Origin of the sequence: Luteibacter aegosomaticola (genome assembly GCF_023078475.1) — a bacterium.
GTDB classification, from domain to species: Bacteria; Pseudomonadota; Gammaproteobacteria; order Xanthomonadales; family Rhodanobacteraceae; genus Luteibacter; species Luteibacter aegosomaticola.
This window is the reverse complement of record NZ_CP095741.1, coordinates 3,731,002-3,746,599: the sequence shown is the minus strand read 5'-3', so window position 1 is coordinate 3,746,599 and position 15,598 is coordinate 3,731,002. Positions and strand designations below refer to the sequence as shown.

The 15,598-nt window shown below is 65.3% G+C and carries 19 protein-coding genes; all 19 read left to right on the top strand.

Features of this window, described 5'->3' with window-relative positions:
* Positions 1 to 17 precede the first annotated feature (17 nt).
* Positions 18 to 434 carry a flagellar export chaperone FliS gene (gene fliS, locus L2Y96_RS16670; protein WP_247328394.1) on the top strand — a complete coding sequence of 139 codons (417 nt, stop codon included), beginning with the start codon at positions 18 to 20 and terminating at the stop codon, positions 432 to 434.
* Positions 431 to 727 (top strand): flagellar protein FliT, encoded by a 297-nt coding sequence (locus tag L2Y96_RS16665; protein ID WP_247328392.1) that lies wholly within the window; start codon positions 431 to 433, stop codon positions 725 to 727. Before fliS ends, L2Y96_RS16665 begins: the two co-directional genes overlap by 4 nt.
* A 22-nt stretch (positions 728 to 749) precedes the next feature.
* On the top strand, positions 750 to 1,310 hold the full coding sequence (locus L2Y96_RS16660) for a PilZ domain-containing protein (RefSeq protein ID WP_247328390.1): 561 nt from the start codon (positions 750 to 752) through the stop codon (positions 1,308 to 1,310).
* Between the two features lie 286 nt (positions 1,311 to 1,596).
* On the top strand, positions 1,597 to 3,012 hold the full coding sequence (locus tag L2Y96_RS16655) for a sigma-54 dependent transcriptional regulator (protein ID WP_247328388.1): 1,416 nt from the start codon (positions 1,597 to 1,599) through the stop codon (positions 3,010 to 3,012).
* 69 nt (positions 3,013 to 3,081) lie between these two features.
* Positions 3,082 to 3,411, top strand: a complete 330-nt coding sequence (fliE, locus tag L2Y96_RS16650) for a flagellar hook-basal body complex protein FliE (protein ID WP_247328386.1) — start codon at positions 3,082 to 3,084, stop codon at positions 3,409 to 3,411.
* A gap of 36 nt (positions 3,412 to 3,447) precedes the next feature.
* Positions 3,448 to 5,154: a flagellar basal-body MS-ring/collar protein FliF gene (gene fliF, locus L2Y96_RS16645; RefSeq protein WP_247328384.1), complete on the top strand. Its 1,707-nt coding sequence runs from the start codon at positions 3,448 to 3,450 to the stop codon at positions 5,152 to 5,154.
* A gap of 10 nt (positions 5,155 to 5,164) precedes the next feature.
* Positions 5,165 to 6,154, top strand: a complete 990-nt coding sequence (gene fliG, locus L2Y96_RS16640) for a flagellar motor switch protein FliG (protein ID WP_247337100.1) — start codon at positions 5,165 to 5,167, stop codon at positions 6,152 to 6,154.
* On the top strand, positions 6,154 to 6,843 hold the full coding sequence (locus L2Y96_RS16635) for a FliH/SctL family protein (protein WP_247328382.1): 690 nt from the start codon (positions 6,154 to 6,156) through the stop codon (positions 6,841 to 6,843). Before fliG ends, L2Y96_RS16635 begins: the two co-directional genes overlap by 1 nt.
* Complete coding sequence (gene fliI, locus L2Y96_RS16630) at positions 6,840 to 8,201, top strand: flagellar protein export ATPase FliI (protein WP_283248847.1); 1,362 nt, start codon at positions 6,840 to 6,842, stop codon at positions 8,199 to 8,201. Before L2Y96_RS16635 ends, fliI begins: the two co-directional genes overlap by 4 nt.
* Positions 8,201 to 8,626 (top strand): flagellar export protein FliJ, encoded by a 426-nt coding sequence (fliJ, locus tag L2Y96_RS16625; protein WP_247328381.1) that lies wholly within the window; start codon positions 8,201 to 8,203, stop codon positions 8,624 to 8,626. The genes fliI and fliJ overlap by 1 nt, the downstream gene beginning before the upstream one ends.
* Before the next feature lie 58 nt (positions 8,627 to 8,684).
* Positions 8,685 to 9,842: a flagellar hook-length control protein FliK gene (locus L2Y96_RS16620; RefSeq protein WP_247328379.1), complete on the top strand. Its 1,158-nt coding sequence runs from the start codon at positions 8,685 to 8,687 to the stop codon at positions 9,840 to 9,842.
* Positions 9,843 to 10,043: 201 nt separating this feature from the next.
* Positions 10,044 to 10,538: a flagellar basal body-associated FliL family protein gene (locus L2Y96_RS16615; RefSeq protein ID WP_247328377.1), complete on the top strand. Its 495-nt coding sequence runs from the start codon at positions 10,044 to 10,046 to the stop codon at positions 10,536 to 10,538.
* A gap of 16 nt (positions 10,539 to 10,554) precedes the next feature.
* Positions 10,555 to 11,571: a flagellar motor switch protein FliM gene (gene fliM / locus L2Y96_RS16610; RefSeq protein ID WP_247328376.1), complete on the top strand. Its 1,017-nt coding sequence runs from the start codon at positions 10,555 to 10,557 to the stop codon at positions 11,569 to 11,571.
* Between the two features lie 336 nt (positions 11,572 to 11,907).
* Positions 11,908 to 12,240 carry a flagellar motor switch protein FliN gene (gene fliN / locus L2Y96_RS16605; RefSeq protein ID WP_247328373.1) on the top strand — a complete coding sequence of 111 codons (333 nt, stop codon included), beginning with the start codon at positions 11,908 to 11,910 and terminating at the stop codon, positions 12,238 to 12,240.
* Positions 12,241 to 12,251: 11 nt separating this feature from the next.
* Positions 12,252 to 12,668 (top strand): FliO/MopB family protein, encoded by a 417-nt coding sequence (locus L2Y96_RS16600; RefSeq protein ID WP_247328370.1) that lies wholly within the window; start codon positions 12,252 to 12,254, stop codon positions 12,666 to 12,668.
* A complete protein-coding gene (gene fliP / locus L2Y96_RS16595) occupies positions 12,665 to 13,414 on the top strand; it encodes a flagellar type III secretion system pore protein FliP (protein WP_247328368.1) in 750 nt (249 codons plus the stop codon). Before L2Y96_RS16600 ends, fliP begins: the two co-directional genes overlap by 4 nt.
* Entirely contained in the window at positions 13,411 to 13,680 is a 270-nt protein-coding gene (gene fliQ / locus L2Y96_RS16590) for a flagellar biosynthesis protein FliQ (protein WP_247328366.1), read from the top strand. Before fliP ends, fliQ begins: the two co-directional genes overlap by 4 nt.
* On the top strand, positions 13,680 to 14,447 hold the full coding sequence (fliR, locus tag L2Y96_RS16585) for a flagellar biosynthetic protein FliR (protein ID WP_247328364.1): 768 nt from the start codon (positions 13,680 to 13,682) through the stop codon (positions 14,445 to 14,447). Before fliQ ends, fliR begins: the two co-directional genes overlap by 1 nt.
* Positions 14,448 to 14,450: 3 nt before the next feature.
* Entirely contained in the window at positions 14,451 to 15,596 is a 1,146-nt protein-coding gene (gene flhB / locus L2Y96_RS16580; RefSeq protein ID WP_247328363.1) for a flagellar biosynthesis protein FlhB, read from the top strand.
* Positions 15,597 to 15,598 lie beyond the last annotated feature (2 nt).

Below are 15,598 nucleotides of genomic sequence, written 5' to 3'. Positions count from 1 at the left end.
CGGACAGGACGACAGACATGGCACTTGGTTATTCCCAGGGCGCTGGCGCGTACCAGCAGATCCGCACCGGCGGTGGTCTCGAGCAGGCCGACCCGCACGGGCTCATCACTCTCCTCATGGACGGGGCGCTCGAGCGCATCCGCCTGGCGGTGGCGTGTATTGCCACCGGCAACATCGCCTCGCGCGGTGAAGCCATCTCCAAGGCCATCAATATCATTGGTGGCCTGCAGGACAGTCTGAACCACGAGGTGGAGGGCCCGCTGGTGGGGCGCCTCGAGGCCTTGTACGACTACATGAACCGCCGTCTCCTCCACGCCAACCTCAATGCCGACACCGAGGCCCTGGAAGAAGTGGCCGGGCTGCTCGGCCAGATCCGCGACAGCTGGGTCGCCATCCCGGTGGAATCCCGCCAGGTGGCAGGGGCGGGCGCGTGAGCGCCGGCCCGTTCTGCGACCTCAACCAGGTCATGAGCCTGACCGAAGCCATGCATGCCGCGGCGGTGGACGGCCGCTGGGATGACCTGACTGGCCTTGCCGCCGAGCGCGAGCCGGTGCTGTACGCCGGAACCATGCGCCCCGCGCCGGAGACTCTTGAGTCGCTGAAGTCGATCATGCTCATCGATAACCTCATCAAGGACCTGGTTTCGGCCGCCCGTGATGAATCGGCCGTGGCCTGGGATGCCTCCCGCCGCGTCCGCAAGGCAGTCGCTGCGTATACTTCGTTCTGATCTCCTCAATGGTGGCAGGCCCATGAGCGAAGCAACATGGAACGCCTTTTCGGAGCGTGTCACCTGGGACGCCCGATTCCACGCCACCTGTGAAGGCGGCGAGCGCCTGGCCTCCGCCGCGCTCGCCTCGGTCAATGACCGCAATGCCAATGTGCTCGTCGCCGTCGCTGCCCTGATGGACCGCCGCGTCGATACGGGCGAGGACGACAACGCCCTCAGCCAGGAAGTGGCCCGTCTGGATGCCAAGCTCAACGTCCTGATGGAGATCGTGAATCGCTTGTTGTTGCCGCAGGCGGCCCTGCCGCCCCGTATTTCCTTGCGCTTCAACGCCCTGGGGGCCGTGCTCCCCTGGGATGGCCTGCCGCCGATTGGCCAGCCGGTTCTGCTGAAACTGCACTTCGACGTCGTCCGTGCGCTCCCCCTCGAATTGCCAGGTATCCGCCAGCCCGGGCCTATGGACGGCAAGGGTTTCGTGGCCTTCGAGGGCCTCTCCGAGCCGGTCCGTGACGAGATAGAAAGGCTGGTTTTTCGGCAGCATCGCCGTCAGGTGGCCGAGGCCCGCGCCCACGCGACCCAAGGGTGACCTTTTACGTCACGTGACGTAAGAACGTCGCGTGTCTTCCTGCGTCACATTCGTGACGCGTGTCGTCACGGTTGACGCTGGTGCTCACTTACGTGTTTTCACCTACTGCCGAAAAGGTTTTGCCTACACGGGCAAACTGCGTTCCCTGACACGGATTTCAGGCATCTCCCGTCGGTTTTCCGACGTTGGCACGCTCCTTGATTGATACCTTGCAACGAAGGCGACGGGATTCCAACACGGACTCGTCGTGGGGCCTTCGATCCTTCTCTATGCGAGGTATATCCCGGTGAAGTCGTCCAACTTTCTCGTCGTCGAATCCGACTCCGCCCGCGCTGATGCCGTGGGTTCGGCCCTGGCCTTCCTGGGCTACCGCCCTGTCCTCGCCAGCCGCATCCAGGCCGTCGACGCTGGTGAGTCGTGGCGCGGTGCCTACGTGGGCACGGTCGATGACGAAGCCGAGCTGGAAGCGATGCTCGCCCCGCTGGGCCGCCAGGCTCGCGAACTCCCGATGCTCGTAGCGGCTGACTCGCCGATCGCTACCTCGCTGATCGCCGACGACACCAACCAGAATGTCGAGCTGATCGACATGCCGCTGCGCTATGAGCGCCTGCAGGAAGCCCTGCGCAGCCTGCAGTCCCGCATGCAGCAGCCGACGTCGAACCTGCGCTTCGTGGGCCAGTCCGGCCCGATGCAGCGCGTGAACTCGCTGATCCGCCAGGTGGCCCCGTTTGATTCCAGCGTGCTGGTGCTGGGCGAATCCGGCAGCGGCAAGGAACTGGTCGCCCGCACCATCCACGATTGCTCGCCGCGCCGCGATAAGCCGTTCGTCGCCATCAACTGCGGCGCCATCCCGGCCGAGCTGCTCGAAAGCGAACTGTTCGGCCATGAGAAGGGCGCGTTCACCGGTGCCATCAGCACCCGCAAGGGCCGTTTCGAGCTGGCCGAGGGCGGCACCCTGTTCCTGGACGAAATCGGCGACATGAGCCTGCCCATGCAGGTGAAGCTGCTGCGCGTGCTGCAAGAGCGCGTATTCGAGCGCGTGGGCGGCAACCGCGCCCAGCGTTGCGACGTGCGCATCATCGCTGCCACCCATCGTGACCTCGAAGGCGCGATCGAGCGCGGCACGTTCCGTGAAGACCTTTTCTATCGCCTGTCGGTGTTCCCGCTGGAAATGCCGCCGCTGCGCCAGCGCCTCGAAGATCTCCCGGCGCTGATTGCCGAATTCAACCAGCGTCTCGTCCAGCGTGGCCTGTCGTCGATCCGTTTCACCCCGAGCGCCATGAACGCCCTTTGCCAGCACCCGTGGCCGGGTAACGTGCGTGAACTGTCGAACCTGGTGGAGCGCATGGCCATCCTCATGCCGCAGGGCGATGTCCGCGCGGCTGACCTGCCGGAAAAGTACCGCGGTGCGACGCCGGTTGAGGAAGTATCGGGGGCGGCGCTCATCGCCATGATGGAAGCCGAGCCGGATGTGACGGAAACCTTCCGTTACGGTGGTGAAGGCGATCCGTCGGTGCTGCCGCAGGGCGGCCTCGATCTGAAGGATCACCTTGCCGGCATCGAGATTGGCCTGATCCGCCAGGCGCTCGACTCCGCCAATGGCGTGGTCGCCCATGCCGCCAAGCTGCTGCGCGTGCAGCGCACCACGCTGGTGGAAAAGCTGCGCAAGTACGGCCTCTCCGAGGCAGCGCAGGCGGGCTGATCCATTCCACGTGTTGGCATGGGTCGTGCTTGAAGTGTCGGTAAGACGATTACGCGTTGGAAAACCGTCATGACCACGATCGACGTCAACAGCCTCCTGCTCCAGATGCGCCGTATCAGTGCGCAGACCGAAATGCCCGCTATCCGCGGCGTGGGCGAAACCGCTCCCGCCCAGAAGGGCTCGTTCGGTGACCTGCTCAAGCAGTCCATCGACGGTGTCAACGAAACACAGCAGAAGGCCGGCCAGCTATCTAGCGCATTCGAGCGCGGCGATCCGGGTGTCGATCTTGCCCAGGTGATGATCCAGGGCCAGAAAGCCGACCTCGCGTTTCGCGGCATGACCGAAGTGCGCAACAAGATGGTCGATGCCTACAAAGAAATCATGAACATGTCGGTTTAACCGGCGTGCCACGCACCCCAGGATTGAATGCCCACCATGGCTGATAACGGCGTCGCCACCACGGATAGCCCGGCATCGCGCATGCACTCGCTGAAGTCGCTTGCGCAGACGCCCGCCGCGCGCCAGCTCTTCATGCTGGCCGGTATTGCGGGCGCTGTCGCCATCGGTATCGCCGCGGTCATGTGGTCGCGCGCACCGAACTACGGCCTGCTTTACGGCGGCCTCGAGCAGAAGGATGCCGCCGCCGTCACCCAGGCGCTGCAGACGCAGAACGAGCCGTACACGCTCAGCACCGATGGCAGCTCCATCTTCGTGCCGGTCGCCGACGTGGCTGCCGTACGCCTCAAGCTCGCTGGCCAGGGCCTGCCGCAGGGCACGGCCAACGCGCAGCCGCAGTCCGATTCGCCGTTCGGTATGAGTGACATGGCCGAGCGCTCGCACTACCAGTCGGCGCTCGAAGCAGATCTTGGTAACACGATCGCCGGGCTGCAGTCGGTGCGCGCCGCGCGCGTCCATCTTGCGCTGCCGAAGCCGTCGGCCTTCATTCGCGACAACAAGCCGGCCAGCGCGTCGGTGGTGATCACGTTGTACCCGGGCCGCCAGCTCGACCAGGGTCAGGTCGCCGCTATCGTCCACCTCGTCGCGGCGAGCGTGCCGGAACTCGATACGCGCAATGTCTCGGTCATCGACCAGGGCGGCAATCTTCTGACGCAGAACGATCCGGATAGCGCAGCCGCCATTGGCGACAACCGCCTGCGCCTCTCCAACCGCATCGAAGCGACGTACACCCAGCGTGTCGAAGACCTGCTGGCACCGCTCGTCGGCGCCGGCAAGGTCCGTGCGCAGGTGTTCGCCGACCTCGACTTCTCCTCGACGGAGAAGGCCAGCGAAACCTTCAACCACGACAATCCGGCCCTGCGCAGCGAGCAGACCAGCAGCGATACCCGCACGGATCCGGCCAGCAATGGCGGTGTCCCGGGCGCGCTGAGCAACCAGCCGCCGAACGCGGGTGGCAACCCGACCGCCGCGAATCCTGCGGCAGGCAAGCCAGCTACGCCGGGCCAGGCGGCTTCGACGCAGACCGCGCAGAATCCGAGCCAGAAGACCGAGAGCGCGACGCGCAATTACGAGCTCGACCGCACCGTCAGCCATGTCACCGACCCGGCCGGCAAGGTCGCGCGCCTGACCGTGGCCGTGGTGGTCGATAACAAGACCGTGGCTGACAAGGACGGCAAGACCAAGAGCGTTCCGTTTACCCCGGAAGAGCTGACCCGCCTGACGGAACTCACCAAGAACGCGGTGGGCTTCAGCGCCGAGCGTGGTGACAGCGTCAGCGTCATCAACGAACCGTTCCACGGCATCACCGCCGACGACGCCCCGCAGAGCCCCGCCTTCTGGGAGCGCCCGGGCATGCTCGACCTGATCAAGCAGGGCCTCGGTGTGATGGTGGCACTGATCGTCGGCTTCTTCGTGCTGCGTCCGATGCTGAAGAGCCTGCTCAAGCCGGCGACATCGATGGAGCAGGGCATGGCCCTCGCTGGTCCGATGCCCACCGTCTCGGTGATGGTCGATGACGACGATATGACGCCGGATCGTGCGACCACGGCGTCCCAGGTCCAGCTCGGCGCACCCGCGCTGCTGGCATACGAACAGAAGGTCGGCCTTGCCAAGCGGATGGCGGCCGAGAATCCGAAGCAGGTAGCACAGGTCGTGAAGAGCTGGGTATCCGACGATGGCGGCTGATAAAGAAGCCCTGACGGGCGCGCAAAAGGCCGCGATTCTCCTCCTCACGCTGGGTGAAGAAGACGCCGCCTCGATCCTCAAGCACCTCGGTGCGCGCGATGTGCAGGCGGTGGGTACCGCCATGGCACAGCTGAAGAATGTCTCGAAGGAGCAGGTGGAAGTTGTCCTCACCAAGCTGCAGGACGACGTGGGCCAGCACACGGCCATCGGCGTCGGCACCGAGGACTACATCCGCCGCATCCTGGTCAACGCGCTGGGCGAGAACAAGGCAGGCGGTCTTATCGACCGTATCCTCCTGGGCCGCAGCAGCAAGGGCCTGGAATCGCTCAAGTGGATGGAAAGCCGCGCCATCGCGGAAATGATCAGCCAGGAACACCCGCAGATCATCGCGCTGGTTCTGGCCCATCTCGAGCCGGACCAGGCCGCCGAAGTGATCGGCTACCTGCCGGCGCGCACGCGCAGCGACGTGGTGATGCGTATTGCCACGCTCGATGGCGTGCAGCCGCATGCGCTGAACGAACTCGATGAAATCATGGAGCGCCAGTTCTCCGGCAACTCCAACAAGCTGAAGTCGGCGACGGTGGGCGGCCTGAAGGCCGCTGCCGACATCCTCAATGCGATGGAAACCTCGCGCGAGGCCGAGCTGATGAGCTCCATCCGTGGCATTGATACGGGCCTGGGCGATCGTATCGAAGAACTCATGTTCGTGTTCGACGACCTGGCCGAGCTCGATGACCGCAGCATGCAGGTCCTGCTGCGCGAAGTGCCGTCGGCACGCCTCATCACCGCGCTGAAGGGCGCCGACGCGGCCATCCGCGAAAAGATTTTCGCCAACATGTCCAAGCGCGCCGCCGATATGCTGCGCGACGACCTGGAAGTGAAGGGCCCGGTACGCCTGTCCGAAGTGGATGCGGCGCAGAAGGAAGTGCTTGCTACCGCGCGCCGCCTGGCTGACGCGGGGCAGATCAATCTCGCCGGCGGCGGGGAAGAGTTCGTCTGATGAGCCTTACTTCCATTCTTTCCCGCGAACGGGTCGACCAATTCGAGCGCTGGGAACTGCCCATCGTCGGCGGTTCCCCGGTGCATCACGTGGAAGAGGTCGAGGAAGACGAAGGCCCGCACCGCCCGACCGTGGCGGAGATCGAAGCGATCGAGCGCCAGGCGCGCGAAGAGGGCTTCAATGCGGGTCTCAACGAAGGCCGGGCCATGGCCAAGCGCGAGCTGGCGGCGCAGGTCGCCCGTCTCGAGGCCTTGATGGCTGCCGTGGAACGCCCGTTCGCGGATCTGGACAGCGAGGTGGCCGGTGATCTCGCCGCTCTCGCCACGCTGATCGCCGAACGCGTGCTTGGCTATGAGATCGCCACGCGCCCGGAAAAGATTCTTGATGTCGTGCACCAGGCGGTCGATGTGCTGCCGGCCGGCTCGCGCCATCTGAAAATTCACCTGAACCCGGCGGACGCCGCGCTCGTTCGCGAGCACCGGTCGTCCGTCGATCACGAGGGTTCCATCCTTGACGACGCCGCGCTTGAGCGCGGCGATGTGCGCCTCGAGAGCGAGCATTCGCGCCTCGACGCACGTGTACGCACGCGCCTGACGTCTGTTATCGATAGCGTGCTCGCCGCACCGCTCATCGACGACGTTGACGATGCCGGTAGCGCGAGCGGCACTGACGAGTCCCTGGCGCCGTGAGCGCCGAGTCGCACAAGGCAGACCGCACCGCGCACTGGCGTGATTCGCTGGCCGCGCAGCGCGCCAATGTCGAGCGCGTCCGCCCGTTGCAGGCCGAAGGCAAGCTGCGCCGCGTCGTCGGGCTGACCCTGGAAGCCGTGGGCTGCGAAGCCCCGGTCGGCTCGCGCTGCATGGTGGCCGGCGCCGATGGCAAGCAACTGGAAACCGAAGTGGTCGGCTTCTCCGATGGCCGCCTGCTGCTCATGCCGACCGGTGAAATGCACGGTGTGCTGCCCAATGCGCGGGTGACCCCTGTGGCGTCGGTGTCTGGCATACCCGTAGGCGATTCGCTGCTTGGCCGCGTGATCGGCCCCGATGGCGTGCCGCTTGACGGCATGGGTCCGCTGCTCACGCGCGAGCGTGCGCCCCTGCGCCGCGAGCCGATCAACCCGATGCTGCGCCAGCCGATCGATACGCCGCTTGATACCGGCGTGCGCGCGATCAACTCCCTGCTCACCGTGGGCCGTGGCCAGCGTATCGGCCTGTTCGCCGGCTCCGGCGTGGGTAAATCCACGCTCATGGGCATGATGACCCGCTTCACCAATGCCGATGTCGTGGTGGTGGGGCTGATCGGCGAGCGCGGCCGCGAAGTGAAGGAATTCGTCGACCATACGCTGGGCGAAGAGGGGCGTCGTCGTGCCGTCGTTATCGCTGCACCCGCCGATGCACCGCCGCTGTCGCGCCTTCGTGGCGCCCAGGTGGCCACCGCCGTTGCAGAACATTTTCGTGATGAGGGTAAGCGCGTCCTGTTGCTCATGGATTCGCTGACCCGTTATGCCCAGGCGCAGCGCGAGATCGCACTGGCCATCGGCGAGCCGCCCGCGACAAAGGGTTATCCGCCGTCCGTGTTTGCCATGCTGCCCGCGCTCGTCGAGCGCGCAGGCAACGATGCCGAAGGCCGTGGTTCGATTACCGCGTTCTACACCGTGCTGACCGAGGGCGATGACTACCGCCACGATCCCATTGCGGACTCGGCGCGCGCCATCCTCGATGGCCACATCGTCCTTTCGCGCGATATGGCCGAGGCCGGCCACTACCCGGCTATCGATATCGAAGCGTCCATCAGCCGCGTCATGCCCTCGGTGGTGAGCAAGGACCACATGCGGGCCGCGCAGCGCTTCCGCCAGGTGTATTCCGCGTACCGCCAGCAGCGTGACCTGATCGCCGTGGGTGCGTACAAGCAGGGGAGCGATCCCCGCACCGACGAGGCCATCGCGCTGTACCCGAAACTCTCGGCCTTCCTCCAGCAGGAGACTGACGAGCCGGTGAATCTCGATGACGCCGAGGCCGGCCTGGCTGACGTCGCGAGGGCTGGCTGATGCCGTCGCGCGCCGATCGCCTCCAGCCTGTCGTGAACCTCGCCGCCGAGAAGGCGGAAGAGGCGACGCGCATGCTGGCGACCCAGCAGCGCGCCGTGGCCGACGCGGAGCAGCAGCTGGTCGAGCTGCGCCGTTACCGCAATGAATACGCGGAAATGCCTTCGGGCATCGGCGTGGCCGAGTTGCTTAACCGCCAGCAGTTCCTGCAGAAAATCGATATGGCGATCGTGCAGCAGCTGGGCGAGGTGCAGCGCCGTGAGCGCGCCCTCGAGCGAGCGCGCACCGACTGGAGCGAAGCCCGTGGCCGCGCCAAGGCGCTGGATTCGGTGACGACCAAATATCGCGAGCAGGAACGGAAATCGCAGGACCGTCGCGAGCAGGAACAGGCCGACGAACGTTCCCAATATCGCCGCAATCCCCGGTGAGAGGCATGCCGTGCATCACGCCACGCCTCCCCCTGATCGACCTTATCGAGCCAAACGCATGAACAACGCCTCGCTTCTCCTCAACGCCGCGCGCCCCCAGGCCACCACGCATGCGGCGGCGCCTGCGCCTTCGGCAGCGTCGTCGTCCAGCGCCACCGATACGTCGGCGCCGCAGAAGAGCTTTGACCATGCCCTGGGTGCCGCGCGCGCGGATGCGCACACGCACAAGGCGGACGACTCGCACCACGATACCTCGGCGAAGAAGTCGTCCTCCGATAGCAGCTCCGATACGTCGGCGAAGAGCTCGTCGGATACGAAGAAGAGCGATACCAAGGCGAGCAAGGATGACGACGCCGACAAGAACGACGACAGCAAGAAGGATAGTGACGACACCTCGCTCGCCACATCGATGCTTGCGCTCATCGGCGTGCCGGTCCCGGCGACGCAGGCTTTGGCGAAGGGCCTTGGCCTCGTTAAAGATGCGGTGACGGGCAAGGGTGCCGACGCACTGGCCGCCTTGACCGGCGCCAAGGGTGATGCGGCAGATGCCGCGGCCGCGGCGAAGCCGGATGGCCTGAACGCCCTCACGGCGAACGCGGCCGCGACGGCCACTGGCACGGCGGACACCGCGAAGCTGGGTACCTCGCCGTTTGCAACGCTCCTCGCCACGGAGGGGGCGGTCGCTGGCGCGACAAAGGACGACACCAAGGGTGTTGATCCCGCGAACATTGGCCCGATGCCGCTTGCCCACACCCAGGCACCGGACCAGCTCACCGGCCCTGTGCAGCTTCAGGCAACGCAGGCCGCAACGTCCCCGCAGTTCAGCCAGGAACTGGGCGAGCAGATCGCGTGGATGAGTTCGGCGGCCGGTGACGTCAAGGAAGCGCGCATCAAGCTGCACCCCGAAGAACTTGGCAGCATGGATGTGCGCGTGAACGTGGACGGCGGCAAGGTGAACGTCGCGATCATGGCCCAGCACCCGGCGGCCGTGCACGCCGTGCAGCAGACGCTTTCGAACCTGGACACGCTGCTGGCCCATCACGGCCTTTCCCTCGGCCAGGCCGAGGTGAACCAGGGCAACGCGCAGCAGCAGGGCGGCAGCCAGGGCCAGGGGCAGGGCGGTAGCTCGACGGGCGATGCCGACGGCTCGGGCGACACGCTGGTGACTGCCGCGACCTCGCGCGTCTCGCGCGGGCTGGTCGACGAAGTGGCGTGACGCGCTTGCGTGACGTAATGACGTCACGCGTCAATTTTCCGCCTACAGCGTCATGAGGGCAGGTTGGCCGAAAAACCCTTTAAAAGCGGGGTCTGGATCGCCTTTCCCTACTGGGCTTGATGGCACGCCGCTTGCAACAATACCTGCGGGGCCCCCATGGGCCAGCCACACACCGCATCCGCATCAAGAGGTTCCACCCGCATGGCCACGGCAAAAAAAGAAGGCGAAGAAGTCAAGAAGAAGGGCAAGGGCAAGCTGCTGCTGATCGTGGGCGCGCTTGTGGTGCTCGCCGCGGGCGGCGCCGGTGCCTTCTTCATGCTGAAAGGTGGCCACCCCAAGAGCGCCGAACAGGCCGCCGCGGATGCCGCCAAGGCCAAGCCTGCCGTTTACCTGCAGCTGGATCCGGCCTTCGTCGTTAATTTCCAGGATGACACCGCCCTGCGTTTCCTGCAGGTGGGCGTCAACGTGATGTCGCACGACCCCGAGGCGATCGCCGCCGCCAAGGAAGCTGATCCGGAGATCCGCAACGCCCTGCTCATGCTGTTCTCCGCGCAGGACGTGAAGGCGCTCTCCGATGTGAAGGGCAAGCAGAAGCTCCAGGCCGCTGCCCTCGCCGAAGTCCAGCGCGTGCTGAAGGCAAAGATCGGCCGCCCGGGCGTCGACGCCCTGTATTTCACCAGCTTCATCATGCAGTGACGGGAGCCGTCCGGCCATGAGCGACATCCTCACCCAGGAAGAAATCGATGCCCTCCTGGCGGGCGTGGAAGGCGGCTCCGTCGAGACGGAGGTCGAGCCGCCACCGCCGCCTGGCTCGGTCGCCGATTACGACTTCACCCAGCAGGACCGTATCGTTCGCGGCCGCCTGCCGACCCTCGAAATGGTCAACGACCGTTTCGCGCGTTATTTCCGCGCCAACCTGTTCAACGTGCTGCGGAAATCGTGCGAGGTCTCGGTCCTTGGCGTGAAGATGACCAAGTTCAACGAGTACGTCCATTCGCTGGCCGTGCCGAGCAATCTCAACCTCGTCCGGATCAAACCGCTGCGTGGCACGGCCCTCATGGTGTTCGAGCCGCGCCTGGTCTTCACGGTCATCGACAATTTCTTCGGTGGCGATGGGCGTTTCCACGCCCGTATCGAGGGCCGGGATTTCACCCCGACCGAAAACCGGGTAATCCAGATCGTGCTGGCCGAGGCGTTTGCCGCCATGGCCGAGGCGTGGTCGCCCGTGCTGAAGATGCAGTTCGAGTTCCTGAATTCCGAGATCAACCCGCAGTTCGCCAACATCGTGAGCCCCACCGAAACCGTGGTGGTGTCGCGTTTCCACGTGGAGCTCGATGGTGGTGGTGGCGAAATCCACCTCACCCTCCCGTATTCCATGGTGGAGCCGATCCGCGAGCTGCTGGATGCCGGCGTGCAGAGCGACCGGGCCGAGCGCGATGAGCGCTGGATCCAGAACCTGCACGAAGAAATCCTGGATGCCGAAGTGGAGCTCACCTCCATGCTGGCGGAAGCCAAGCTCACCATTGGCGACTTCCTGCACCTGCGCAAGGGCGACATCATTCCGATCAGCCTGCCGGATCTCGCCACGGTCTTTGCCGAAGACGTGCCGATCTTCCGTGGCCGGATGGCCAACGCCGCTGGCAACAAGGCCGTGCAGTTCGAATCGCACATGCGCCGTGGCGCCCCCAAGCCGTCGATCGCCACCCCCGCCACGCCCGAACCCGCCTGAGCGACCCCAACGTAGGAGCCCACCCTGTGGGCGACGCCTTTCGCACAGCCGCCACAGGACCTTGTGGGCTCTCGCAAAAGATGTCGCCCACAGGGTGGGCTCCTGCGCGTTTTCGGCAGAGCCTTCCGTGACGTCAAATGACCGTCATGGTGACTAACTGCCGTCGAGCGTCAGGTTTCCGGCGAGAGGGTGGGGGAGGGGCTGCGCAGGGTAGGGTGGTGCCTGGCTAATCGCCTGAAATTACGACGGAAAACGCTCGTCCGCCGCGCGCCAAAAGCATGGCACGCCGTTTGCTTTCTTGGTTAGGTCATCTTGTAACGCAACGGATACCCGGCCATGAACGATCCCACCATCCTCGAACCCGTCGACGGCGCCGCCGATCTCACCAAGAACCTCGGTCTGGGCAGCGACGTCAACCTCGATGTCATCCTCGATGTCCCGGTCACCATGGCCATGGAAGTCGGCCGCACCAAGATCAGCATCCGCAACCTCCTGCAGCTCAACCAGGGTTCGGTCGTCGAACTCGACCGCGCCGCCGGTGAGCCGCTCGATGTGTTCGTGAACGGCACGCTCGTCGCCCATGGCGAAGTCGTGGTGATCAACGAGAAGTTCGGTATCCGCCTGACTGACGTGATCAGCCCGGCCGAACGCGTCCGCAAGCTCCGCTGAGGGCCTTCCCCATGCGCCGCATCCTTGCTGCCCTGGCGGGTGGTGTCCTTCCCTGCGCCCTGATGGCGGCCCCCGTGGCCACCGCTCCGGCCGTTGATTCAGGCGCGGAGATGGTTCGTGTCCTCGTCAGCCTGCTAGGTGTCGTGGCGCTCATCTTCTTCGTCGGCTGGCTCGGCCGGCGCGCACAGTCCCGCGTACGTCCGGGCGGCCGGAAGATCCGCGTCATCGAAACCATGCCGGTGGGCATCAAGGAAAAGGTCATGCTGCTGGAAGTCGGCGGCACCCAGTTGCTGGTCGGCGCCTCGCCCACGGGCGGCCTGCGCACCCTGCATGTTCTGGAGACCCCTGTCCAGGACGACGCCACGCCGTCGGATACCCCGGCGATCCGCGGTTTCCGCGACATCCTCTCCCAGTGGAAGCGTCCATGAAGTACCTGAAGTGGGGGCTGTTCCTGCTCCTCCTCCTCTCGCCGTTCGCCGCGTTCGCGGCCGAACCGCCGGGCATCCCGCTGGTGAACGTCCAGCCGGGCGCCAACGGTGGCCAGCAGTGGTCGTTGTCGATCCAGATGCTGGCGCTGATGACGGCGCTGACGGTCCTCCCGGCGATCCTGCTGATGATGACCTCGTTCACCCGCATCATCATCGTGCTGGGTTTCCTGCGCCAGGCGTTGGGCACCAACAGCACGCCGCCGAACCAGGTGATCCTGGGCCTGTCGCTGTTCCTCACCCTGTTCGTGATGAGCCCGGTGCTGAACAAGGCCTACGACGCCGGCCTGAAGCCCTACATGGACGGCCAGATGAGCGTGCAGGATGCGCTGCCGGCCGCCGCGGCGCCGTTCAAGCACTTCATGCTCGAGCAGACCCGCGAGCCAGATCTCCAGCTGTTCACCAAGCTGGCCGGTGAGCTGCCGTATGCCGACAAGGAAGCCGTGCCCTACCGCGTGGCACTGCCCGCGTTCGTCACCAGCGAGCTGAAGACCGCGTTCCAGATGGGCTTCCTGCTGTTCATCCCGTTCCTGATCATCGACCTCGTCGTCGCCTCCGTCCTCATGTCGATGGGCATGATGATGGTCTCGCCGATCATCATCTCGCTGCCGTTCAAGATCATGCTGTTCGTGCTGGTCGACGGCTGGACCTTGCTGCTTGGCACCCTGGCGGGGAGCTTCTACCAGTGACGCCGGAATCCGTTATCAACTTCGGCCAGCAGGCCCTGCACATCGCCATGCTGGTGGGCGCGCCGTTGCTGCTCACCGCGCTGGCGGTGGGCCTCCTGGTGGGCATGATCCAGGCCGCCACGCAGATCAACGAGCAGACCCTCAGCTTCATCCCGAAGCTGATCTGCATGGCGCTGGTCGGCATCATCACCGGCCCGTGGATGCTGCGCACCATGGTCGACTTCACCCGCACCCTCATCGAAAGCCTGCCCCAGGCGGTGCGTTGATGCCGCTGGACCTCGGCCAGCTCGAAGGGTGGGTGGGCAGCGCGTGCTGGGCGATGGCGCGCATTTCCGGCCTGATGCTCGTGGCGCCGATTTTCAGCGCCACGACCGTCCCGGTGCGTATCCGCCTGGGTATCACTGTGCTGCTCACCGTCGTGCTGGCGCCGCTGGCGCCGCTGGATATCCGGCCGCTCTCGGCCGCCGGCGTGGCTACGCTCGCCCAGCAGATCCTGATCGGCGGTGCGCTGGGCTTCATGCTCAAGCTCATCTTCGAGGCCGTGTCGTATGCCGGCCAGTACGTGTCCCAGGCGATGAGCCTGGGCTTCGCCGAGGTCGTTAATCCCGGCGCGGGCGGTACCACCCCGGTGCTCAGCCAGTTCTACATGATGATGGTCACCTTGCTGTTCCTGGTGATGAACGGCCACCTGCAGCTGATCGACCTGCTCGCCGAGAGCTTCCGCAGCCTGCCGGTTGGGCAGGACGGCATCGGCACGAATGGCTTGTGGGGGGTGCTGACCTTCACCACCCATTTGTTCAGTGGCGCTGTCCGCGTGGCCTTGCCTGCGCTCACCGCGTTGCTGGTGGTCAACCTTGGTTTCGGCGCCATCAGCCGTTCGGCGCCCTCCATGAACCTGTTTGCGGTCGGTTTCCCAATCACCATCTGCCTCGGCATGATCGCCGTGTGGCTGGCCCTGCGCGGCCTGCCCAGTGCCTGGGATTCGCTCACCACGGATGCATGGGAAGCCATGCGCCAGCTCATCGGGAGGTAGGCCGTGAGCGAGGGTGCGGATAAGGAAGACAAGACCGAAGCCCCAAGTGACAAACGGCTTCGTGAATCCCGTGAAAAGGGCGAACTACCGCGCTCGCGCGAGCTTTCCACGGCCATCGTGGTGTTCGCCGGCGTGGCCATGCTCATCGCCTCGCGCGAGCAGATGGCCGTGCACGCGGCCAACATCATGCACGTGGGCCTGAACTACGGCCGCGAAGACCTGTTCGCCGCCAATGGCCTGCAGCGCGCGCTCATGACCGCCCTGCTGGAAGCCCTGCGCATGCTCGGCCCGCTGTTTGCCGTGACCATGGCCGCCGCGATCGCCGCGCCGGCCCTGATGGGCGGGCTCAATTTCTCGTTCCAGGCGCTGGCGCCCAAGTTCGACCGGCTGAACCCGATCCAGGGCTTCTCCCGCCTGGTCTCGAAGAACGGCCTGGTGGAGCTGGGCAAGTCGGTCCTGAAACTCCTGTTCATCGGCGGCGCGCTGGCCTGGTACCTGCGCAAGAGCACGGCCGAGATGTATGCCGTGGGCTCGGGCTCGGTCACCGAGGGCATCGGCCACGCTTTCGGCCTGTTCGGCAGCGCCTCGCTCATCTTCGCGGTAGCCATGGGCGCCATCGGCCTGGTCGATGCGCCGTGGCAGAAGTACAGCTTCATGTCGAAGATGAAGATGACCAAGCAGGAAGTGAAGGACGAGCACAAGGAGAACGAAGGCTCGCCGGAGCTGAAGTCAAAAATCCGCCAGATGCAGCACCAGATGGCCCGCCGCCGCATGATGGAAGACGTGCCTACGGCCGACGTCATCATCGCCAACCCGACGCACTTCTCGGTCGCCCTCAAATACGACGAAAACCGCATGGGAGCGCCGCGCGTGGTGGCCAAGGGCATGGATGTCATCGCCCTGCAGATCCGGCAACTGGGTACGGATTCGAAGGTGCCGGTGGTCGAAGCGGCCCCGTTGGCACGAGCCTTGTATCACACGACGGAAATCGGACGCGAAATCCCCTCGGCCCTGTATGTGGCCGTGGCCCAGATCCTGGCCTACGTGTTCCGTTTGAAGCAGGCGATCGCCATGGGCGATCTCCCGCCCGAAATGCCCCAGCAGGATATCGATCCGGAGCTGATGGGCCCTTACCGCATGGATAAGTGAGA